The organism is Clostridium sp. AF12-41 (genome assembly GCF_003461685.1).
Taxonomy (GTDB): Bacteria; Bacillota; Clostridia; order Lachnospirales; family Lachnospiraceae; genus Otoolea; species Otoolea fessa.
On sequence record NZ_QTXO01000002.1, the window covers coordinates 160,526 to 181,845 of the forward strand.

Annotated in this window: 17 protein-coding genes and 2 tRNA genes; 4 read left to right on the forward strand and 15 right to left on the reverse strand. The window is 50.2% G+C overall.

The window, feature by feature from the left end; all coding sequences use genetic code 11:
- Nucleotides 1-28 precede the first annotated feature (28 nt).
- The 12 genes from mgtE to hrcA all read right to left on the reverse strand — a co-directional run bounded on the left by mgtE (nt 29) and on the right by hrcA (nt 17,274).
- Nucleotides 29-1,384 (reverse strand): magnesium transporter, encoded by a 1,356-nt coding sequence (mgtE, locus tag DWV73_RS04315; RefSeq protein WP_107001090.1) that lies wholly within the window; start codon nt 1,382-1,384, stop codon nt 29-31.
- A gap of 371 nt (nt 1,385-1,755) precedes the next feature.
- Nucleotides 1,756-2,865: a hypothetical protein gene (locus tag DWV73_RS04320; protein ID WP_107001091.1), complete on the reverse strand. Its 1,110-nt coding sequence runs from the start codon at nt 2,863-2,865 to the stop codon at nt 1,756-1,758.
- A 3-nt stretch (nt 2,866-2,868) separates the two neighbouring features.
- Nucleotides 2,869-4,050, reverse strand: coding sequence for an ABC transporter permease (locus DWV73_RS04325; RefSeq protein ID WP_207661043.1), 1,182 nt, complete (start codon nt 4,048-4,050; stop codon nt 2,869-2,871).
- A 22-nt stretch (nt 4,051-4,072) separates the two neighbouring features.
- Nucleotides 4,073-5,887, reverse strand: a complete 1,815-nt coding sequence (locus DWV73_RS04330; RefSeq protein ID WP_107001093.1) for a zinc ribbon domain-containing protein — start codon at nt 5,885-5,887, stop codon at nt 4,073-4,075.
- Nucleotides 5,888-5,952: 65 nt separating this feature from the next.
- Entirely contained in the window at nt 5,953-6,624 is a 672-nt protein-coding gene (locus DWV73_RS04335) for an ABC transporter ATP-binding protein (RefSeq protein WP_107001094.1), read from the reverse strand.
- 165 nt (nt 6,625-6,789) lie between these two features.
- Nucleotides 6,790-8,889: a polyribonucleotide nucleotidyltransferase gene (locus tag DWV73_RS04340; RefSeq protein ID WP_107001095.1), complete on the reverse strand. Its 2,100-nt coding sequence runs from the start codon at nt 8,887-8,889 to the stop codon at nt 6,790-6,792.
- A gap of 216 nt (nt 8,890-9,105) precedes the next feature.
- Nucleotides 9,106-9,372, reverse strand: coding sequence for a 30S ribosomal protein S15 (rpsO, locus tag DWV73_RS04345; protein WP_022358577.1), 267 nt, complete (start codon nt 9,370-9,372; stop codon nt 9,106-9,108).
- Nucleotides 9,373-9,535: 163 nt separating this feature from the next.
- Nucleotides 9,536-11,647: a L,D-transpeptidase family protein gene (locus tag DWV73_RS04350; RefSeq protein ID WP_233430243.1), complete on the reverse strand. Its 2,112-nt coding sequence runs from the start codon at nt 11,645-11,647 to the stop codon at nt 9,536-9,538.
- A gap of 459 nt (nt 11,648-12,106) precedes the next feature.
- Nucleotides 12,107-13,261: a molecular chaperone DnaJ gene (dnaJ, locus tag DWV73_RS04355; RefSeq protein ID WP_107001096.1), complete on the reverse strand. Its 1,155-nt coding sequence runs from the start codon at nt 13,259-13,261 to the stop codon at nt 12,107-12,109.
- Between the two features lie 313 nt (nt 13,262-13,574).
- Nucleotides 13,575-15,443, reverse strand: coding sequence for a molecular chaperone DnaK (gene dnaK / locus DWV73_RS04360; RefSeq protein ID WP_022359496.1), 1,869 nt, complete (start codon nt 15,441-15,443; stop codon nt 13,575-13,577).
- 144 nt (nt 15,444-15,587) lie between these two features.
- Nucleotides 15,588-16,199 carry a nucleotide exchange factor GrpE gene (grpE, locus tag DWV73_RS04365; protein ID WP_107001097.1) on the reverse strand — a complete coding sequence of 204 codons (612 nt, stop codon included), beginning with the start codon at nt 16,197-16,199 and terminating at the stop codon, nt 15,588-15,590.
- Between the two features lie 31 nt (nt 16,200-16,230).
- Complete coding sequence (gene hrcA, locus DWV73_RS04370) at nt 16,231-17,274, reverse strand: heat-inducible transcriptional repressor HrcA (protein WP_107001098.1); 1,044 nt, start codon at nt 17,272-17,274, stop codon at nt 16,231-16,233.
- Between the two features lie 470 nt (nt 17,275-17,744).
- Here hrcA and DWV73_RS04375 point away from each other — a divergent pair, with 470 nt between their 5' ends.
- Nucleotides 17,745-18,428, forward strand: a complete 684-nt coding sequence (locus DWV73_RS04375) for a 3D domain-containing protein (protein WP_181357222.1) — start codon at nt 17,745-17,747, stop codon at nt 18,426-18,428.
- Between the two features lie 225 nt (nt 18,429-18,653).
- Here DWV73_RS04375 and DWV73_RS12735 read toward each other — a convergent pair whose 3' ends face one another.
- Nucleotides 18,654-18,797, reverse strand: a complete 144-nt coding sequence (locus DWV73_RS12735; RefSeq protein ID WP_022358601.1) for a hypothetical protein — start codon at nt 18,795-18,797, stop codon at nt 18,654-18,656.
- A gap of 317 nt (nt 18,798-19,114) precedes the next feature.
- Here DWV73_RS12735 and DWV73_RS04380 point away from each other — a divergent pair.
- The 3 genes from DWV73_RS04380 (at nt 19,115) to DWV73_RS04390 (ending at nt 20,148) form a co-directional block, all read left to right on the forward strand.
- Nucleotides 19,115-19,188 (forward strand) — tRNA-Pro (locus DWV73_RS04380).
- An 18-nt stretch (nt 19,189-19,206) separates the two neighbouring features.
- Nucleotides 19,207-19,278, forward strand: a tRNA-Glu gene (locus tag DWV73_RS04385).
- Nucleotides 19,279-19,518: 240 nt separating this feature from the next.
- Complete coding sequence (locus DWV73_RS04390; protein WP_107001100.1) at nt 19,519-20,148, forward strand: DUF4397 domain-containing protein; 630 nt, start codon at nt 19,519-19,521, stop codon at nt 20,146-20,148.
- A gap of 186 nt (nt 20,149-20,334) precedes the next feature.
- On the opposite strand, the gene DWV73_RS04395 is transcribed toward DWV73_RS04390, so the two are convergent.
- Nucleotides 20,335-20,745, reverse strand: a complete 411-nt coding sequence (locus tag DWV73_RS04395) for a metal-dependent transcriptional regulator (RefSeq protein ID WP_107001101.1) — start codon at nt 20,743-20,745, stop codon at nt 20,335-20,337.
- 241 nt (nt 20,746-20,986) lie between these two features.
- A complete protein-coding gene (locus tag DWV73_RS04400; protein ID WP_022358490.1) occupies nt 20,987-21,274 on the reverse strand; it encodes a DUF2325 domain-containing protein in 288 nt (95 codons plus the stop codon).
- Between the last annotated feature and the right edge of the window lie 46 nt (nt 21,275-21,320).

Below are 21,320 nucleotides of genomic sequence, written 5' to 3' on the forward strand. Positions count from 1 at the left end.
ACATGGGCCAGCAGGCAGGTAATTTATATCACGCCTTCATATTCAGCAGATGGCACGCCAGCTGGAAATAAATCATCAGGCTGCACGCATCCACGATCGTCGTGATCATCGGCGACGCCATGATCGCCGGGTCGAGATGGATCGTCTTCGCCGCAATCGGAAGCACACATCCGATCGTCTTCGCGATGATAACCGTGCAGAACAGGCTGATAACTACCGTCAGGCAGATGAGTACCTGCCCCGGATACTGGATCATCAGACGCACGAAATTGACAAGCGCCAGAGAAAGTCCACAGAGCATTCCCACGCGGATCTCTTTCCACATAACCTTCAGAATATCCGCCGGTTCTACCTCGCCGACCGCCATACCACGGATGATCATCGTGCTCGCCTGGCTGCCGGAGTTTCCGCCCGTATCCATCAACATCGGAATAAACGTAACCAAAAGCGGAATCACCGAAAAGGCATTCTCATATTTTAACAAAATACCGCCGGTCACCATACTGCTCAACATCAGGATCATCAGCCACGGAATACGATTTCTCGCAAGCTGGAACACGCCCGTCTTCAGGTACGGCTTCTCACTCGGCAGCATCGCCGCCATCTTCTCGAAGTCCTCCGTCGCCTCCTGCTCCATGACATCCATGACATCATCGACCGTGATGATGCCGACCAGACGGTCTTCGCCGTCCACAACCGGTAAACTCAGGAGGTTGTACTCATTGAACGTCTCCACGACCTTCTCCTGGTCTTCCGTCGTATATGCCTTGATCACATGCGGATCCATGATATCGCCCATGAGCGCCGCATAATCATTCATCAGAAGATCCTTGACCGTCACAACGCCCTCTAAGCGGCGTTTTTCATCCATGACGTAGCAGGTGTAGATCGTCTCCTTGTCCACACCATATTTCCGGATATAAGCAAATGCCTGCTCCACCGTCATATTTTTCTTGAGTCCCACGTACTCCGCCGTCATGACACTTCCAGCGCTGTTTTCCGGGTAATTGAGGAACTGGTTGATCAGTTTTCTCGTATCCGGGCTGGAGTTCTGAAGTACACGCCGCACGATCGTCGCCGGCAGCTCCTCCAGCATATCGACCGCATCATCGACATACAAATCGTCAATGATGGCACGCAGCTCATTATCCGTGATACTGGTAATGATGTGCTGCTGCTGTTCGACTTCCAGACAGGCAAATACCTCCGATGCCAGCTCTTTCGGCAGCATACGGAATACAACGACCGTCTTTTCTGAATCCAATTCTTCGATAAATGAGGCAATATCCACCTCATTCATCTCGACCAGCTGGCTTTTCAGCTCCCGGTACTTCTTCCCGGTCAGCAGAGCCAGCAGCTCTTCTTTCTTCTCTTCTTCTAACATTCCCGTCTCCTTCCAAAATATTGTCATTTTGGAAATCGGACAGGCTGCTCCTTTCCTGCTCCTGCACACAGGCAGAATGCCGGAAACTTATCCACAGATGCGGCAGTGTACACAAGGAATCCGCTGTTTGCAGCTGTCATTCCTGCAAATGCATGTGTACGCTGCCTTCGGTTCTGGGTAGCTGCCGTCTGATTCCGCCTTATGACTCCGGCTTTCCATTGTGTTCACTCCTCTCCTGATTTTCTCGCATGAAAACATCCGGCAGATTGATGCTCGATACCGGATGTCTCTTTTTATTATAATAATTGAATGAAAAAATAGCAATCTTTTTATCGAAGTTATCCAAAAAAACGTTGTTAAAAAGTAATTATTCACGGGTAGGCACTTTTGGAACCGAAAATGCCGCTCAGATACCACCACGGCGGCAGCAGCTTTCGCATACCCGCGGCTCCCGGCAAAAAGACTGAAGCGTCAAAAAAGATCGGGCAGAGCAGGAGGCTCGCAAGGATAAACACCGGAATCAGCGCCGCCAGAAATCCCGGCTTCCGGCAGACTGCCAGGCATCCAAAGGCATACATGGTCACGAAGAAGAGATAAAAAAGCAGCTTTCCCGCCTCTAAAAGCGGCTCTGCCCCATTTCCCGACGCCAGAAGCGCCGCATAGGCCGAAATGGATGCTAAAAATACAAACGCCGCGATCTCCGCCGTCTGCAGCAACCACCGCTCCCGGCTCCGGACCGCCGCATAAAGCCCGCGCTCTGCATCCTCGCCCGCCATGACAGCTGCCGCCAGCCCCATGATAAAAAGGAATACCGCCGTCAGCCCGCGCACCGGAAAGACCACCTTTATCGCCCCTGTCTGCAGTGCCGTTCCTCCCTGTAAGGTCTGATAATCAAAGGTAAAGGTGCTTCCGTTGCTGCGGTATTTTTCATAGAGTTCCAGCAGCATGCCGCACGCCTTTTCCCGCGCCTCCGTCGTCTGGCAGCGTGCCATCACCGTCTGAAATGCCGCTCCATTTTTCCCATAGTCCGCCAGCAGTTCCCGCCCGTACACCTCGAACAGTTCAGAAAATATCTTTTCTGATATAATTTTCTCTGCCACTGTGGACGGCGACACCAGCACGCGGACCGCACGGGTATAATGCCCCTCGTCCAGCCGTTCTTTTAATCTCTCTGGAAACAGGTAGGCGCACTCCGCCCGTCCGGTCATAACCGCCTCCTTTGCCTCTTCCTCCGTCCCGCACGGATAAAAGAAAAATGAACGGCTCTCTTCCGATTCCAGTCTTTCTGCAAGCGCCTGATTCCACGCATCCGTTCCCGGGCAGAGCGCCACCGCGATCCGCCCGGAATCCCGTTTTTCCACCTGATGGAGCGCGCCCATTCCCAATGGAAAGATCAGAAGAAACAGGAGGAACACCGGGCGGTAAAGAGCCCGCCGCAGCGTCATTCCAAACATACAGAACCACCACGCCAGCTTCCGCATCCGTCAATCCCTCCTTTTTCCGGCGGCAAGCGCCAGTGCAAAGCATGCCAATGCCGCCGCAGCCAGTTTCCACAGCACCGGAACCGTCCCTGTCTCCTCGCCCGAAGCAATAAAGCGGATTCCATCCATCCAGAGCGCCGTCACCGTCATATTTCCGACTTTCTGAACCAGCTCCGGCAGAAAGACGGACGGGATGATGCCGCCCGCCAGAAAGAGAAATACCACATTGACCGCAAACAACGTCAAAATCGCCGCTGCCGAACTTCTGCACACCTCATAAAACAGCAGAATCCACGCCGAAACTGCCGCGCAGGTCAGCCCCCACGCCGCCAGTTCTTCCCGCCCCGCCAGCGCATATCCCTTCTGCACCGCCCAGCCATAGCCGCCCGCCGTGACTGCCATCAGAAGAAGCATCATGCACAAGCATTTGCAGAAAAGCGGATACCACCGCCGGATCCCGATACGCCGAAGCCCCTGTTCCAGCGCCTCCGTCTGGGGCGCCAGAAACGGCGCTGCCGGGATTCCGGTAAGAATCATCAAAAATACAATCCCCGAAATTCCATAAAAGACCGCCGTCGATACATCCCCCGCCGCGCTGACCGTTTTCTTCCGGAAAAGTGCCTCCCGGTTCATCGCATATTTTAAAAAGATACGGTTCAAATCCTGTTCAGACACCGGAATCTGTTCCGGCACTCCCTGGATATTTAAACATTCATTTGCCGCGTAGATCGCCGCCTGCGAAGTGCCAAGCATCGAACTGCCCGACTCTGCCAGCTCCCTGAAAACGGTGCCTTCCAGCCCGCTCTCATCCGGAAACCAGATCGTGGCTGGCTGGTTCGTACCGTCCAAAATGCCGCGCGCCATGCCGGACGGCACCTCGAAAACCGCTTGAAGTTCCCCGCTTTTCATCTTTTGGAACGCTTCATCGTGTTCCAGATACGAAAAATCGCAGAGACTTTCCACGCTGTCCAGCGAGGCAATCATTTTGGTTATCTTTTCCGAAAGCGCATCGTCCTCCGGAAGCACCACACCCACCTCGATTTTCTTTAAAGATGTTTCCCCATATAAAACCTTAGATGCCGAAAACGCCGCCATGCCGATGAGCAGCACCATCACTGCCAGCCCTGCCAGAAAATACGGCAGCTGGCGGAGCAGGCGCTTTCCGGTCAGCAGCAGATATATCATATATGTTCGCATTTTCCGCCGCCTATGACATGACTTTCAGTAGAATTGCGAACAGGTTGCCTGTTATCTCCGTTGTGACCTGGTTATAATCCTCCTCGGAGGAAGCCAGCACATCAAATGGAACGCCGTCCGGCTGCGCGATCTCATCCTCCAGCGGGTTGACATAATAGGAACCGGCAAATTCAACATAAGAACTGCTTCCATTTAACAATGTAGTTTCCAGACGCAGGGAATCCATATCGATATGGACGCTCTCGCCCTTTGAAAGGTCGCTGACCGCGCCATTCGCCGTGAGCGACGCCTGAGACGCACCGTTACTCTGCAAATCCAGCTTTACCTCATAGCTGCCGTCCGCGATCTGATAATCGCCATCCAGGATAAACTGGTATTTCTCTTCGTCATCTTCCAGGGTCGCAATTACCTGACCACTCCAGCTCTTTCCAGCCTCGTAAGCGCCTGTTTTATCCAGGGAAACCGTGATAATCTGACCGTCCGAATCCTCAATATTTAACGCCCCATTCACATTCGACAGCATGTTGTAACCGCCGCCAAAGGAAACATCGCCGTAAAAACGGACATTTTCTTCCTCAACCGTTGCATCCGTCTCATAGGAAAATCCAGCCATTTTGCCATCTTTTCTCACATAGACATCCATCGTCACATCCCCGATGGTATTTTCCATTCCCTCTACCAGATTGTCCAGCACCGCTTCCGCCTGCGCCCAGAGTTCCTTCTGCTGTTCCTCCGGATCCACGCTCTCTCCGTCCCCGTCCGCTGCATAGATGCTGCTTGCGTCGCCTGCCAGTTCCAGATAGCGCACCACATCCTGTTTGAGTGTCTCATCATTCAGGAAAAATTCTCTCGTCGTCTTTGCAAAGCGAATCAGCGCATCCTTCGGCAAAGTCACATGGTAACCGCGGCAGTTCTCGCTCTGTCCATCGATCGTAAACTCTTTTTTGTCATTCTTAGTGACGGTCATAGCCGCTTTGAGGTCATCAATCGCCTTGCTTCCCTCTTTGTAGCGGTTCCAGAGTGCTTTCAGATCCAACATCGGCTCCTCGTCCGAAAGCGCTTCCTTGTACTGTCCCAGATAATTTGCCAGCCCCTCAATATCAATCCCCTGCTCTTCGAGCTTCTGCGCCGCATACGGAGAATTAATGAGCTGTCCTTCCAGATCATTGACATAGTCAAGGGTAAACATGCGGCTGGAAAGTGCCGGAATCGCCGCCATGATCTGTGTATCATCCATGTAAAGCTGTGCGTCCGCCAATTCTCCGCCGCCATACTGCAAGGAAAGATTTAGCAGCTGCCGTCCGCTGTCCACATCACGCTTCACATCCAGACCGATGCCCGCACCGCTCATCTGGTTCAGGGATTCATCGGAAATACCCATCATGCTTAATTCCATCCCCGTCTGCGCGGATCCCTTCTGTAAAAGTTTTTCCAGCTCTTTCGTCCCAAAGATCTCCTCAGACGGATTTAACTGCCCTTCCGCCGTGATGCTCTTGAACGCATCGATCACTGTGTCCTTTGGGTCTGCCTGATGGCTGAGCATCACACCGCCGCCGACCACGGCCACCGCTGCGGCTGCTCCGGCTGAAATGAGCCATTTCTTCCTGCCAGAACCATTTCCGCCCGTTCTGCCACCGTCACTGCCGCCTGCAGCATTTCCACCGATTCCGCCGCCAGCACCAGCGGAGCCGCCTGCACCGGTTCCATCCGCTGTGTCAGATGCGGCCGTAAGCGCCTGTGCCGCTGCCTCTGCCGGGTTTAGCGGGGTTGAATTGCTTGACATGTTTGCATTGTTTGTATTGTTTGTGTTGTTTCCCTCTTCCATCTTGTACCTCCTCCTGTTTTCTCACTCCTAAAACGTTACTGTTCACGCATACGTGCCCAGTAACCTTAAAACCTCTGTATCAGCTCCCGCGCCGAAAGCCCTGCCTCCGTTGGAACCAGCACACCGTCCTTTAATACATAAAGGGTTGTACACGCCCCTATCTCTCCCATCTCATGGGACGTTAAAAGAACTGTCCCCCCTGCTTTCACATAGCTCCTGATATAAGTCAGGATCTGCTCCTTTGCCTCCAGGTCAAGCGCTGCCCCCGGTTCATCGAGAATCAGGATATCCGCGCGCCCGGAGAGTGCCGCCGCGATGCTCAGCCTCTTTTTCTCTCCGCCGGAAAGCCGTCCCGCCTGCGTTTTCAAGAATCGGTCCACGCCCAGCACACGACCGACGCCGCATTCCAGATCCCGCTCCATCTCCCGCCGTTTCCCCCGGAACCAGAGACGGTAATTATCAAATGCCGTCAGCTCCGGGATCAATGGATTTTCCTGAGGCACATAGGCAATTTTTTCTTCTAATAGACGATGTCTTCCAAGCGCCTCCTGCCCGTCAATCCGAATACTCCCCCGATCCGGCTTGCGGATCCCCGCGAGGATCGAGAGCAGCGTCGTCTTGCCGCATCCATTTCCGCCGACAATCCCGATGCATTCCCCTGGATTTGCCCGAAAAGAGACATTTTTTAGGATCGTCCTTCCGCGGTACCGTTTTTCTATCCCTGTTACCTCTAACATATTTTTCCTCTTTGTAAAGTAAAAAGGAACACCGCAAAGCAGAAGCGAACCGCTTCTCTGCCTTGCAGCATTCCTTACTTTATCTGGTCTGCGCCGCAGTGATGCAGGCACATTGATTTTATGATGGATGATTGCAGCACATCGTGTGCATTTGCAATCTATTTATTATTTATTTTCAGCCAGATCGCCTGGTTTCATGCTCAGGTTGATACGACCCATCTTATCGACCTCGATTACCTTTACAGTAACTTCATCGCCGATGTTGACAACATCCTCTACCTTCGCTACGCGCTTGTCCGAAAGCTTGGAAATATGAACCATACCATCTTTGTTCGGAGCCAGCTCTACGAATGCACCAAAATTCATGATACGGACAACGGTACCTGTCAGAATCTGACCCGGCTCGATGTCGGTCACGATGCCCTTGATGATGGAAACTGCCTTGTCGATCATTGCCTGATCGGTGCCGCATACAGATACGCTGCCATCGTCCTCGATATCGATCTTAACGCCGGTCTGCTCGATGATCTTGTTGATTACCTTGCCCTGTTTTCCGACTACATCGCCGATCTTCTGCGGATCGATGGAGATCTGAACGATCTTCGGAGCGTACTGGCTGACGGTCTTTCTCGGTTCGGAGATAACCGGTGCCATAACTTCATCCAGAATGTAGAGTCTTGCCTCTCTCGTCTTAGCGATTGCCTCCTCGATGATCGGGCGGGTCAGACCGTGGATCTTGATATCCATCTGGATGGAAGTAATACCCTTGTGAGTGCCGCCTACCTTGAAGTCCATATCGCCGAAGAAGTCTTCCAGACCCTGGATATCGGTCAGAACGATGTAATCATCATCGGTGTCGCCTGTTACCAGACCGCAGGAAATACCAGCTACCGGAGCTTTGATCGGTACACCTGCTGCCATCAGGGACAGAGTGGATGCACAGATACTTGCCTGGGAGGTAGAACCATTGGATTCCATCGTCTCAGATACGGTACGGATTGCATACGGGAACTCTTCCGCAGTCGGAAGTACCGGCACAAGCGCACGCTCCGCCAACGCACCATGACCGATCTCACGGCGTCCCGGTCCTCTGGACGGTTTGGTTTCGCCTACGGAGTAGGACGGGAAGTTGTAATGGTGCATATATCTCTTGGATGTCTCATTCTCATCCAGTCCGTCGATCTTCTGTGCCTCGGACAGCGGAGCCAGTGTACAGATATTTAAAATCTGTGTCTGTCCACGGGTGAACATACCGGAACCGTGTACACGCGGCAGAATGTCGATCTCTGCTGCCAGCGGACGGATCTCGGTGATACCGCGGCCATCCGGACGCTTGTGATCTTTGAGGATCATCTTGCGGACAGTCTTCTTCTGGTACTGATATACAGCCTCACCCAGAACAGCCAGCCACTCCTCGTTATCAGCGAATGCCTCTTCCAGGCGCTCGGTGATTGCGCGGATATTCTCTTCTCTCTTCTGTTTCTCGTCTGTAAATACAGCCTCTTCCATCTCTTCCTGCGGAACCAGCTCACGAATCGCTGCAAACAGCTCTTCCGGAACTGCACAGCTCTCGTAGGAATGTTTCGGCTTGCCGCACTCAGCTACGATAGTGTCGATGAATTTGATGATCTCCTGGTTTACTTCGTGTGCCTTGAAGATCGCGTCGATCATGATGTTCTCCGGAACTTCCTTTGCGCCAGCCTCGATCATGATAACCTTCTCGCGGGTGGAAGCAACGGTCAGAGCCATATCAGATACTTTCTTCTGTGCATTGGTCGGGTTTACGATAAACTCGCCGTCGATCATGCCGATCTGGGTGGTCGCACACGGACCATCAAACGGGATATCGGAAATGCAGGTTGCGATTGCAGAGCCTAACATCGCGGTATACTCCGGGCTGCAGTCCTGGTCAACGGATAATACGAGGTTATTTAAGGTAACATCGTTGCGGTAATCCTTCGGGAACAGCGGACGCATCGGACGGTCGATAACACGTGCTGTCAGAACTGCGTTCTCAGATGCCTTTCCCTCTCTCTTGTTAAATCCGCCCGGAATCTTTCCGACCGAATACATCTTCTCCTCAAACTCAACGCTTAACGGGAAGAAATCAATACCGTCACGCGGCTTGTCAGAAGCTGTCGCGGTTGATAATACGGTTGTATCTCCATAATGCATAAATGCAGCACCATTTGCCTGAGCTGCCACACGGCCAACATCCACTGTTAAAGTTCTGCCAGCCAGTTCCATCGAAAAACTCTTGTACATCTCATATCTCCTTTCATCTTGTTTTGCAGAAGAACCTTCACATTCTCATACGCCGCTTTCGGTTCCAAAAGTGCCTTTCTGTGAAAAGTAATACCGAAACTACTGCTCTGCCCGCAAATATGTTTTTCCGCTTTACGGGTACAGCAGCGGTCTCGGACTTTTCTTCTACATAAACAACTAGGGTGGATTGCTCCACCCTATACGTTTTAATCTTAATTACTTTCTGATGCCTAACTTCTCGATCAGTGCACGGTATCCTTCCAGATCGGATTTCTTTAAGTAATCCAGAAGACCACGTCTCTGTCCTACCATCTTCAGAAGTCCGCGGCGGGAATGATGATCCTTCTGATTGGATTTTAAATGCTCTGTAAGCTCAGCGATTCTAGCGGTCAGAATTGCGATCTGAACCTCCGGTGAACCTGTATCGCCTGCTTTTCTTCCGTACTGTTCGATAATAGCTGCTTTCTTTTCCTTTGAAATCATTGTGATTTCCTCCTTAAAATTATTCTTACCGTATGCTAAGTTTATGTCGGAGTCGTCAAAAAACTGAGCACCGGCGGACTCATACGTATTTAGTATAACACAATATGTTTTCGGTGTAAATCATTTTATGCAGGTTTTTTCTCGATTTTATTCCCGTTTCTTCCTATGCTCCTGGTCCCACTGCAATATTTCCACCATTATCCCCCGAAGGACCTCCCGGTCCTGCCTGGGTCGGTGCCGCAGTCTCCGGCGCTTTCGTCTCCGCCTGCGTCGGCGCTGTGGTCGATGCCGGACCCGGTGCCTGTGTTTCTGCCGGTGCTGGCGCCTGCGTCTCTGCCGGAGCTGGTGTTTCTGCTGGCGCCGTGGTCTCTGCCGGCTTCGTCTCCGCCGGTTTTGCCGTACCGCTCGTCGTACTCTTCTCCGTACCAGGCAGATTGTAGCAGATCACCGGAGTTCCTGCCGAAATATTGTCAAAGATTGTCTTTGCAACACTCGGCGGCAGGTTGATACAGCCGTGGGAACCGCCCGTCTTGTAAATCGCACCGCCAAAACTGCTTCTCCACTTCGCATCATGCATACCGATACCATTATTGAACGGCATCCAGTAATTAACCGGCGTCCGGTAATTCTCACCCTTCAGGACCGCATTTTTCTGCTTATATGCCAGCGGATACGAGCCTGCCGGGGTTCCCCAGCCTTTCGCCAGGTTTCCAGATACGAAATCCGACTCTACCACCAGCTTTCCTTCTTTATAGAAGAAAAGGTGCTGTCCGGTCAGGTTGATCTCCACGTAAGTATCGCCGTAGTCATTTGCCCCATGGCTCGCCGCCTTCTGGGAATACTCCGGCTCACGCGTCGTACTCTCGCCGGAGGCAATGATCGCTGCCAGCGCTTCCGTCTCTGCCGCCTGGTTGATCTTCCAGCCATACGTTCCGCCGCTTACCTGAATCGTGGAACCATACGATGTTTTCAATGTTTTCGCTTTGTTTGAAGTATTGTGTGCTTTCGCCATCTCAGACACGTACTCCGACACCTTGGAGGAATCTACCGAAACACTTCCGTCTGCATTGGCAATCAGCCACCCATGAATCTGATCTCCATTTAAGGTCTCCGTCGAATCGCCAAACTGGTATGTCACGCTCATTTTCGCGTATTTATTCATCTTATCCAGCTGTTCTGCCAGAGATGCATCGTCTTTCAATACCGTCGGCTTCTTATAGACATCTGCTTCCTCCAGCGATAAATGATCCTGCAGATTCTCGATCGCACCCGTTACCGCCTGTGTCAGCTTCTCCGCCTCGACTGCCGTTCCTTCCTGTTCGGGCTCAATCGAATATCCCTGTCCGGACACATACTCAGAAATCTTTGCATTGACCGGTTCTACCGCTTTCTCCGGGTCTAAACACGATAAATTCCGGATCTGGCTTTCCAGCGCCGCATCGTCATACGCCACCATCGTTCCGATCGTATATTCTTCCTGTTTCATATGCCACAGCCATGCGAACGGGTTCTGCGCCGCTACCATCTTTTCCAGACTGCCGTCAAACTCCGCATGCAGCTTGATATCGGTTCCGGCAATGGTTTCTGTCTGATTATTTCTCTCAGTAATCGTCAGTGTGTAACCATTCACACCTTCCGCAATCAGTTCCTGCACCTCTGCCGCTGTCTTTCCAGACGCGTCAACACCGTTGATCTGCGTATTCGGAAAGAAACGAGTCTTATATTTCTGGGACATTCCCGCATAGACACCTCCGGCTGCCACGAGCAGAATGCCCGCCGTGCAGGCAGCGATCCATGCCGTCTTTTTACCGGTTGTTTTTCTATGCTCAGCTTTCAGAGCTGCCTTTTCCGGGGTAGTTTCCGTCCAGGATGCCGTCCTTCCGGAATCCTGTCCCCGCTGCGGCGCCGCATGGGCTGCCTCCCGCCCTGTGCCCGCGCTCTGATTTCCACGGGCGCGGCTGCGCTTTCGACTGGCTGTCTCCTCCGGCTCTTTCTCCGGCAGGCGTTCCGGCTCTTCCCACCGGTTCTGATCCTGACTCTCTGGCTGGTGTATGTTTTCCATATCCAACTCCGCTTCTCTCAGGATCCGTTCTTCCATATCCCGGTCGAAATAATCATCATCCAAATAGTCCTCATCCGGCTCATCCAGATAATCTTCATCTTCCAGTACAATCTCCCGGCTATTCATCGCCGTATTTCGTCTCACCGGTTCCCGCCCATCTTCGCGGCTGCCGGAACGTGAATTTTTATTCAAATTCCCGTTTCTATCTGTCATCTTCCTATTCTCCCTTTAAAAATCCAATACGGGTTCCTATTCCCGGAAGGACCTGCCATTCAAGGAATGATTTTATCATTTGGCATATTTTTCCGGCAAAAATCCATGCCATCTGTGTTGCTGGTCCTCCATCGTCCTATTGTATATAAGTTTTAAACGGAAGTCAACTTACAAAACTCTGTCATTTTCTGGTATATTCTGTTACGTTTCTGTTCACGGGTAGACACTTTTGGAACCGAAAGTGCCGTAAGAAAACGTGGTGGCAGCAGGAATTTGCCGTATTTAAATGCGAAGCCACGGCAAATTCCGTTACTGGGCACGTATGCGTGAACAGTAACTATATTCTGTTACAGAACGCGTAATGGGACGTAATTTTCTATGAAACAGAAACAAAGAGCTGCCGAGCCGCATTTTTATGTCAGCCCGACAGCTCTTTTCTATTTTTGTCCTGTCCGTATTCTATTTCTCCAGCTTTCCGAACAGTCCTTTCTTCTTATGTTTCTCGCCCTCCGGTGCAATTCCGTTCATGGCATCGTCAAACTTGCGAAGCGCTTCCTTCTGTGCCTCGGTCATGCGCTCCGGAACCTGTACCACCAGCGTCACGAAATGGTCGCCGCGCACGTTGCGATTACGCAGAGACGGAACACCTTTTCCTTTCAGACGGACTCTCGTATCTGTCTGGGTTCCCGGTTTGACCTCATACTCTACCTCGCCGTCCACCGTCTTGATGCGGATCGGACCACCGAGTGCTGCTTTCACGAAGGAGATCGGCACGGTTGAGTAGATCGTTGTATCCTGACGCTTGAAGATCGGGTGCTGGGATACCACTACTTCTACCAGCAGATCTCCGCGCGGACCGCCGTTGGTACCCGGTTCGCCATTGCCGCGGTCACGCAGCATCTGACCGTTGTCGATACCTGCCGGGATCGTCACTTTGATCTTCTTTCTCTTCGCTACATAGCCGGTTCCGTAGCAATCCGGGCATTTATCCTTGATTATCTTTCCGGTTCCGTTACAATCCGGACAGGTCTGTACATTCTGAATCTGACCAAAGAACGACTGCTGCGTGTACATGATCTTGCCTTTACCGTTACATTTCGGACAGGTCTGCGGCTGGGTTCCCGGTTTTGCACCCGTTCCATGACATTTCTCACAGGTTTCCTTTAAGTTTAACTCCAGCTCTTTTTCACAGCCGAAGATCGCTTCTTCAAAAGTAATCCGCACACTGGTACGCACATCTGCGCCGCGCATCGGTCCGTTGCTTCTGCCGCCGCGGCTGCGTCCGCCGCCAAAAATATCTCCGAAGATATCTCCGAAAATGTCTCCCATATCGCCGCCGTTGAAATCAAAACCACCGAATCCGCCAGCGCCGCCTGCACCGCCGTCAAAAGCCGCATGGCCGAACTGATCATACTGACGTCTCTTCTCCGGATCACTCAGTACGCTGTAGGCCTCCGATGCCTCCTTAAATTTATCGGCTGCCGCCTGATCGCCCGGATTTGCATCCGGATGATACTTTTTGGCCAGGGTTCTGTATGCTTTTTTGAGTGTCGCATCGTCCGCATCCTTCGGGACGCCTAAGACCTCATAGTAATCTCTCTTACTCTCTGCCATTTCAGCTCTTCCTTCCCAAAATCCGCCGGTACATTTGACCGCATCCGGCAGAGTTTCTATCGTATCTATTTATCTTCCCAAAACGTAACTGTTCAGTACCTTCACAGTCACGCGCAGTAAATGCGCAGACCTACTGAACAGTTACCCCACAACCTACAAATGGGGGTCTGCCGCAGATTCCTGCGACAGCCCCTCACTGCGTTTTTCTATTGATACCCCGATGCCCCGGATTGCTCCGCACTACCTGCTCCCGCAATCCTCAAAAGCATTCGTAATCCGCTCATTTTTCTTTGAAAAATGGCTGCCTATTATATTATACCTCTTTAAAGTCGCCGTCAACTACATTATCGTCGTGCGGTGCACTTCCTGCATCAGCTGCACCCTGAGCACCGCCCTGTGCTCCTGCTGCGCCAGCTGCCTGTGCCTGCTCGTAAACCTTGCTGAAGAGTGCCTGTGCGCTGTTCATCAGTTTTTCCTTACCAGCCTTGATTTCATCAATCTGTGCATCGGTCATCTGGTCGATCGGAGCTTTGTTGATAGCTTCTTTCAGTGCATTTAAGTCAGCTTCTACGGCTGCTTTATCGTTTGCATCGATCTTATCGCCTACATCCTGCAGAGCTTTCTCGGTCTGGAATACCATGGAGTCAGCTTCATTTCTTGCATCGATGCCCTCTTTTCTCTTCTTATCCTGTGCCTCGTACTCAGCTGCCTCTTTGACTGCCTTATCGATATCGGAATCGGACATATTGGAACCAGAGGTAATCGTGATGTGCTGCTCTTTGCCTGTACCAAGGTCTTTTGCAGATACATTTACGATACCGTTTGCATCAATATCGAAAGTAACCTCAATCTGCGGAACACCTCTTCTTGCCGGAAGAATGCCATCCAGACGGAAGGTTCCCAGTGTCTTGTTGTCCTTTGCGAACTGTCTCTCGCCCTGTACAACGTGGATATCAACAGCGGTCTGGTTATCAGCTGCGGTAGAGAAGATCTGGCTCTTCTTGGTCGGGATTGTGGTATTTCTCTCAATCAGTCTGGTTGCTACGCCACCCATAGTCTCGATGGACAGTGACAGCGGAGTTACATCCAGAAGAAGGATATCACCGGCACCGGCATCGCCAGCCAGCTTACCACCCTGGATAGCTGCACCGATTGCTACGCACTCATCCGGGTTTAAGGATTTGCTCGGCTCTTTACCAGTCAGACGTTTTACTTCTTCCTGTGCTGCCAGCATACGTGTGGAACCACCTACCAGAAGTACTTTGCTTAACTCAGAAGCAGTGATACCAGCATCTTTCAGTGCGTTCTGTACCGGAATTGCGGTTCTCTCGATTAAGTCTCTGGTCAGTTCATCAAATTTAGCTCTGGTCAGGTTCATATCCAGATGCTTCGGTCCCTCGCTGGTTGCAGTGATGAACGGAAGGTTGATATTGGTTGTAGTTGCGGAAGAAAGCTCTTTTTTCGCTTTCTCAGCTGCTTCTTTCAGTCTCTGAAGCGCCATCTTATCAGCGGAAAGGTCTACACCCTCTGCTTTCTTGAACTCGTCGATCATCCACTGGGTAATACGGTTATCGAAATCATCGCCGCCCAGATGTGTATCGCCGTTGGTTGCCAGAACCTCGATAACGCCGTCACCGATCTCGATGATGGAAACATCGAATGTACCGCCACCTAAATCATATACCATGATCTTCTGCTCTTTCTCATTATCAAGGCCATACGCAAGCGCTGCTGCCGTCGGCTCGTTGATAATTCTCTTTACATCCAGACCAGCGATCTTACCTGCATCCTTGGTTGCCTGACGCTGTGCGTCGTTGAAGTAAGCCGGAACAGTAATAACTGCCTCGTTTACCTTCTCGCCCAAGTAGCTCTCTGCATCTGCTTTCAGCTTCTGCAGAATCATCGCGGAAATCTCCTGCGGCGTATATTTCTTGTCATCAATGGTTACTTTGTAGTCGCTGCCCATGTGTCTCTTGATAGAAGAAATGGTCTTCTCAGCGTTGGTAACTGCCTGACGCTTTGCCGGCTCGCCGACCAGTCTCTCGCCTGTCTTTGTAAATGCCACAACGGACGGTGTGGTACGGATACCTTCTGTATTTGCGATAACAACCGGTTTACCACCTTCCATAACGGCTACACAACTGTTTGTTGTACCTAAGTCAATACCGATAATCTTGCTCATAGTTATTTCCTCCTGAAATTATCTTTTTCTGGCAGTTCTCTTTCTCCCCATGGGAGTTAAATTCTGCCGCCTGTCTGTCTATATTATATCAAATCAACCACCAGCACCGAATTCTGAGTGCCAGCTGTTTACGTGTTACCTATTTTAATTTGCCACTTTTACCATGCTGTGGCGAACCACGCTGTCGCGGTATACATAGCCTTTCTGGAACTCCTCGGCTACCACATTCTCACCCAGGTTTTCATCCTCAATATGCATCACTGCATTGTGGAAGTTCGGATCAAATGGCTGACCAACCGCTTCGATTGGCTTTACACCTGCATCACCCAGTGTTTTTACGAGCTGCTTGTAAACCTTATCCATGCCCTCGGCGAAAGCACTTTTTTCTTCGCCCTCCGGGATGGTCGCCAGACCACGCTCGAAATTGTCCACCACCGGGAGAATCTTCTCGATGATGTCCTTTGCGCCAATCTCATACATCGCTGATTTTTCTTTCTCCGTTCGTTTTCGGAAATTGTCAAATTCAGCCATCGTGCGCTTCAGGCGATCCGTCAGCTCCTCGATCTGCTCATCTTTCTTATCCTTCTTTTTGGAGAAAAATCCTTTTTTCTCTTTTTCTCCCTCCGGCGCTTGTGCGTCTTCCGAAGAAGCTTCCTTTTCCTTCACTACCTCAGCTTCTGCCTGGGTTTCTGTTTCTTTTACCTGCTCCTCATTTGCTGCCTCGGCTGCTTTGGAATCTATCTCTGTCTTTGCCATGTCTCTCACCTCTTTATTTTGCACATCCGTGCTACTCGGTATCTTTATGATTGAATGTCTGATCGAGCTGGCTCTTTAATGAGCGCAGGGTCGATACAACTTTGTCATAATCCATTCGTTTCGGTCCAACGATTCCTATCGTTCCCCGAAGTCCGTCCCCCAATTCATAATTGGCAGTAACGATACTGCAGTCCTTCATCGACTGCACCTGTGTCTCACTTCCGATGTAGACCTGAATCTCATTTTTCTTATCGCTGTCCGCATCGTCCTCGGTAAGAATCTCTCTCCAGAGGTCTTTCTGCTCCAGTGTCCCGATGAGCTGGCTGGCTTTCGCACCATCGCTCAGTTCCGGATATTTGAAAATGTTCGTCGTACCTTCGGTGTAAATCTGTAAATCTTCCTCGCCGGAACGAATCGCCTCGGCCACCTCGCTTAGTACCACATCCACGATGTGGCTGCGCTCGCCTGCCTGCCCTTTCATCCGGGTAATGACATCCAGATTAATCTGCTCCATCGTCAATCCGTTGAGACCGCTATTTAAAAGAATATTCAGATTCAGGATGTCCTCATCAGTCAGCTCCGCATCGAGTGCCACAATCGAGTTCTTGATAATGTTGCCTTCTAAAACAGTGACAATCAGGAGTTTCCCGGCTTCCACTCTGGAAAGCTGTATAAACTTGATCTTCGTCTGGTGATACTGCGGTCCGCTGATCAGCGTCGCATAATTCGTATTGCTCGCCAAAAGCTTTGCCATCTGCTTTAACAGAAGCTCCACCCGATCCACTCTCTGGATGACCATATCACGCACCTGCGTGACCTCCGTCTCTTTCTCATGAATCAACTGATCCACATAGAAACGATATCCTTTATCTGAAGGAATCCGGCCTGCCGATGTGTGCGGCTGAATGATATATCCCAGTTCTTCCAGATCCGACATCTCATTTCGAATCGTCGCCGAACTGAGTTTCAAATCGGAATACTTGGAGATCGTTCTGGAACCAACCGGCTCTCCGGTCTCCAGATAGTTCTGGATAATCGCTTTCAAAATCTTTTCTTTTCTCTCATCCAGTTCCATCCAATCTCTCCTTCCGTGCATCCGCTTCCGCCGGTCTCTTAAACCCGCTCTGGAAGTTTTTTGTTAGCACTCAATCTATCAGAGTGCTAATATCTACAGTTCATACTATATTACTTACGCAAGTATTTGTCAATGATTTTTTTCGGTTTTTAAAAAAAATTTTTTCTTCTTTTTTCGAATAAAATTTTTCATTCTGCATACCCTGTTTTTAGGCACGCTGATTTTCACACTTTCTATAGGTAGAAACTCACTCACCCGCTTTCCTGTTTGCGTCCGAACAAGCTTTCGACTTGTCGAACCTCCGACCGCTCCCAGAGCCCTATTTCAGGCTCTCCGGCTTGACATTTAACATTTTTGTAATATAATAGTAACAAATTATAACATTTGTAAACGCATTGCAATATTTGTGAGATACACAATCGTTGCGATGAGACAAATGAATCTAAATTGAAATGAGAGGTTTTTATTTGATGAATATGATGAACACCATGCGGCGCGGACTTGCCACAACGGCAATGAGCCTGGTCTGTCTCATGGCAGGCACCATGAATACACTGGCAGCCACAGATGCCGGAACTGAGCTTGTCTCCCAAATAGATGCGGCAGCCGGTGAAGAAACAAACGGCATTTCCACCGAAGCAGCCCAGACACCATCTGGTCCGGCTTCCGATCCGGAGCTGATTAGAAAGCAGACAAACGCTGCTGCGGAAGAAGCGGCTGACACGAACGCTTCCGAGGCAGAAGTCGCTGCATTTTCAAATGAGTCTGCACAAGTGGAGGCAGAGAACGCTGGCGAAGCTGCAATGACTGAAAATACTGACACAAATGCTGCTGCCGAGGCACAGGAAGCAGAGGCACCTGCTGAAATCTACGCCGGACGTTTTACGACAACTGCTTACTGCAGCTGCCGCAGATGCTGCCGTGGTGGAAAGAACCGCACTAAATCCGGCACCATTCCGCAGGCAGGACATACCATTTCCGCCGACTTGCGCGTATTCCCGCTCGGAACTAAACTCCGCATCAACGGCGTTGTCTATACCGTTGAGGACAGCGGCAGCGGCATCCGCGGAAACAAACTGGACATCTTCTTCAATTCCCACAGTCAGGCACTGCAGTATGGAAAGAGAAGCGCCGATGTCTATATTGTCCGATAATTACATTGATTTTAAGCAAAAAAGGGTCTTGCAGATAGAAAATCTTTCACCTGCAAGACCCTTTTTTTATAATTCTTATTTGTAACTGTTCAGTACCTTCACAGTCACGCGCAAAAATCCATTAAAAATTGCCTACGGCAATGGGATTTTTGCCTGCTAGCCCATGTTTTCGTACGGTCAGCGCAGTAAATGCACAGACCTACTGAACAGTTACCCTTATTTTACTTAATCCGTCAGCGCCTTATGATATTTCGTTTTCCGGTAAATTTTCCAAATAATGATACCCGGAATGCTCACGGTACATACGACGGTACTCACGCCTCCGATCACTCCATATATTCCAAATAAGATGGCTGCGATGATGTTCATACTTAATTCCTCCTGACTCATTCATTTTTCAATGCAAGCTCACTATGCTTTGTTCCCCATTTTATTCTTTTTATCCAAAATGAAAAGAGTTTCGGCGCATCCTTAGCAAGACTTTAATCATCCTTTCGCTTTCTTACGTTATTCATAATAATTTCGAAATATAAGTTAAAAGCGTGAAAATATTGATTTTAAAGGGTTTTTTCAATTTTTTAAAACTTTTTCAATTTTTTTCAAAAAAACGCTTGCATTTTTTTTGAAGGCGTGATAGTATATAGGAGTCGCTGATGAGCACCGCTTCAAAAGCGAGAAAATCATATCGAGGCGTGGCTCAGTTTGGTAGAGCGCTGCGTTCGGGACGCAGAGGTCGCGTGTTCGAATCACGTCGCCTCGATTGAATAAAATTAAATATGGCCTGTTGGTCAAGCGGTCAAGACGACGCCCTCTCACGGCGTAAACCCGGGTTCGATTCCCGGACAGGTCACTGGAAAGAGATTCGAGATTCGAGTCTCTTTTTTATTTTCTTCATTCTTGACCTTTCACAAAATCATGTAAACTATAACTGAATTTTGCCGATGCTCCGCATTCCAGATCGGCAAAATACACTTTTCTACAGTATCGAACAGGATTTTCAGTCCAGAAAATTCCTGCCTGCAAATAGTAACTCTCCTTTTTTCTTCTTCATATACTGCAATATAGCCAATATGAAAAGAGGTATCTTTTTATGGAAACATACAACTACGATGCAGCAGCAGTGCCTGAGGGGGATGCTGACACGACTCCGGCGGCGGCACCGGAGACGGATGCGGCAGCAGCTGGAACCAGTGATACGGCACAGTCTGGATTTAGTTCTCAGCCTCCTGTTATCTTAACATATCCGGACAGCTCATCCAATGATCTTCAGGTATCTCCGGGCTTCGGACCATACGGGGATGTGATGCCCACCCTGCCGTCCAATAATCATGGCAGCCCGAACACCGGTGGCTGCATAAACTGCGGCGGTTCCAACTGGAAGCCATCTCCAAATGGCGCGCTCTGGACCTGGGGCATTCTCTCGCCGTTCTTTTCCACCTCATCGGAGATCGCGCACCTGCGTTTCTACAATGCCGCCTCCATCCGCGAACCCATCGATATATACCTGAACGGACGTCTGGTCGTATCCGATCTGGATTACATGAATTATACGCGCTACATGCACATCATCCCCGGCATCTACCAGCTGACCGTCTACCGCCGGACCAATCCGGGATTCGCCATCGTCAACACAAATATCCGGCTTCGCAGCGGTTACAGCTACACACTGGCGGTTCTGGGTACTTTTAATGATTTTTCGGTACAGATGCTCAACGCCTGATCGCTTTTATTTGAGAAAAGCTTCTTCACGCGAGTGCAAATCCCGCGAAGCGTTTTTTTGTTTCATAGGACGTAATTTCCTATGAAAAAAGAGACCGCCACGTTCACGCGTGCGGTCTCTCTTCCGTGTCCTCTGCAATTATAAATTTATGATGAGAATATAACTGTCCGAATCTTAAACAGCCATCTATTTTTCCGGCTCATCTGTCCGGTTTGCTTTCTCGAGCTTTGCCAGATGCGCGGCTGCAAATTCTTTGATTGCCTCAAAACTCTGCGGGCTGATCACATGTTCAATGCGGCAGGCATCTTCCACTGCCACCTCTCTTGGCACATCCAACGCTACCAAAAGCTTTGTCAGTAATGTATGACGCTCATAAATCATCTCCGCGATCTTCCGTCCCGACGGCTCCAGAGTGATATATCCCTCATGATCCATCGAAATATAACCGTTTTCACGAAGATTCTTCATCGCAACGCTGACGCTTGGTTTTGAATACCCCAGCTCATTGACTACATCGATCGAACGGATCATCGGCTTGCGATAGCTTAACATAAGAATCGTTTCCAGATAATCCTCTGCTGACTGCTGTATTTTCAAAGTGATTCCCTCCAAACTTCTAACACATAACCGGCCTGGCTTCGTGCCTTCCCGTCTCCCGCAGAATAGTCTTCCCAAACTGCCGACCAGTTACCATAATACTATATACTAGAATACCATATTTGGAAGAATATTTCAAACCATATCGAAATCAATCTATCGTTTCCAGAAACCGACGGAGTTACTGTTCACGCATACGTGCCCAGTAACGGAATTTGCCGTGGCTTCGCCTTTAAATACGTCAGCAAGCTGCACAGTGTTCCTGCAAAATTTCTTCCAACGCGGTTTTGCTGCTGGTGTGGCAGCGGACAACTTCTGTCCGGCTTCCCTTTGCACCATCAACCGCCGTCCGAATCATTTTATGGGAAACGGTGCTTGTAAAGAGTACAAGCAGATCCGGCGCTCCGATCTGTTTGCCGAAATCCGCCGTCATCTGTGTAAATACCTTTGCCTTACAGTTAAATGATTTGCAGATTTTCACGTACTGGCTGACCATGCGGTCATGACCACCTACAATTACAACACTCATATTTTATCCTCCGAAAGTTAGCTCTGTCTAACTGCTGATGAAGTTA

Coding starts and splice junctions, on each gene's coding strand:
- DWV73_RS04350 (WP_233430243.1), bottom strand. CDS start 11,647: ATGACAGATAGAAACGGGAATTTGAATAAAAATTCACGTTCCGGCAGC.
- DWV73_RS04335 (WP_107001094.1), bottom strand. CDS start 6,624: ATGTTAGAGGTAACAGGGATAGAAAAACGGTACCGCGGAAGGACGATC.
- dnaK (WP_022359496.1), bottom strand. CDS start 15,443: ATGAGCAAGATTATCGGTATTGACTTAGGTACAACAAACAGTTGTGTA.
- hrcA (WP_107001098.1), bottom strand. CDS start 17,274: ATGGAACTGGATGAGAGAAAAGAAAAGATTTTGAAAGCGATTATCCAG.
- DWV73_RS04330 (WP_107001093.1), bottom strand. CDS start 5,887: ATGGAAGAGGGAAACAACACAAACAATACAAACAATGCAAACATGTCA.
- DWV73_RS04390 (WP_107001100.1), top strand. CDS start 19,519: ATGGAAACATACAACTACGATGCAGCAGCAGTGCCTGAGGGGGATGCT.
- DWV73_RS04325 (WP_207661043.1), bottom strand. CDS start 4,050: ATGATATATCTGCTGCTGACCGGAAAGCGCCTGCTCCGCCAGCTGCCG.
- DWV73_RS04340 (WP_107001095.1), bottom strand. CDS start 8,889: ATGTACAAGAGTTTTTCGATGGAACTGGCTGGCAGAACTTTAACAGTG.
- DWV73_RS04375 (WP_181357222.1), top strand. CDS start 17,745: ATGAATATGATGAACACCATGCGGCGCGGACTTGCCACAACGGCAATG.
- DWV73_RS04320 (WP_107001091.1), bottom strand. CDS start 2,865: ATGCGGAAGCTGGCGTGGTGGTTCTGTATGTTTGGAATGACGCTGCGG.
- dnaJ (WP_107001096.1), bottom strand. CDS start 13,261: ATGGCAGAGAGTAAGAGAGATTACTATGAGGTCTTAGGCGTCCCGAAG.
- rpsO (WP_022358577.1), bottom strand. CDS start 9,372: ATGATTTCAAAGGAAAAGAAAGCAGCTATTATCGAACAGTACGGAAGA.
- mgtE (WP_107001090.1), bottom strand. CDS start 1,384: ATGTTAGAAGAAGAGAAGAAAGAAGAGCTGCTGGCTCTGCTGACCGGG.
- DWV73_RS12735 (WP_022358601.1), bottom strand. CDS start 18,797: ATGAACATCATCGCAGCCATCTTATTTGGAATATATGGAGTGATCGGA.
- DWV73_RS04400 (WP_022358490.1), bottom strand. CDS start 21,274: ATGAGTGTTGTAATTGTAGGTGGTCATGACCGCATGGTCAGCCAGTAC.
- grpE (WP_107001097.1), bottom strand. CDS start 16,199: ATGGCAAAGACAGAGATAGATTCCAAAGCAGCCGAGGCAGCAAATGAG.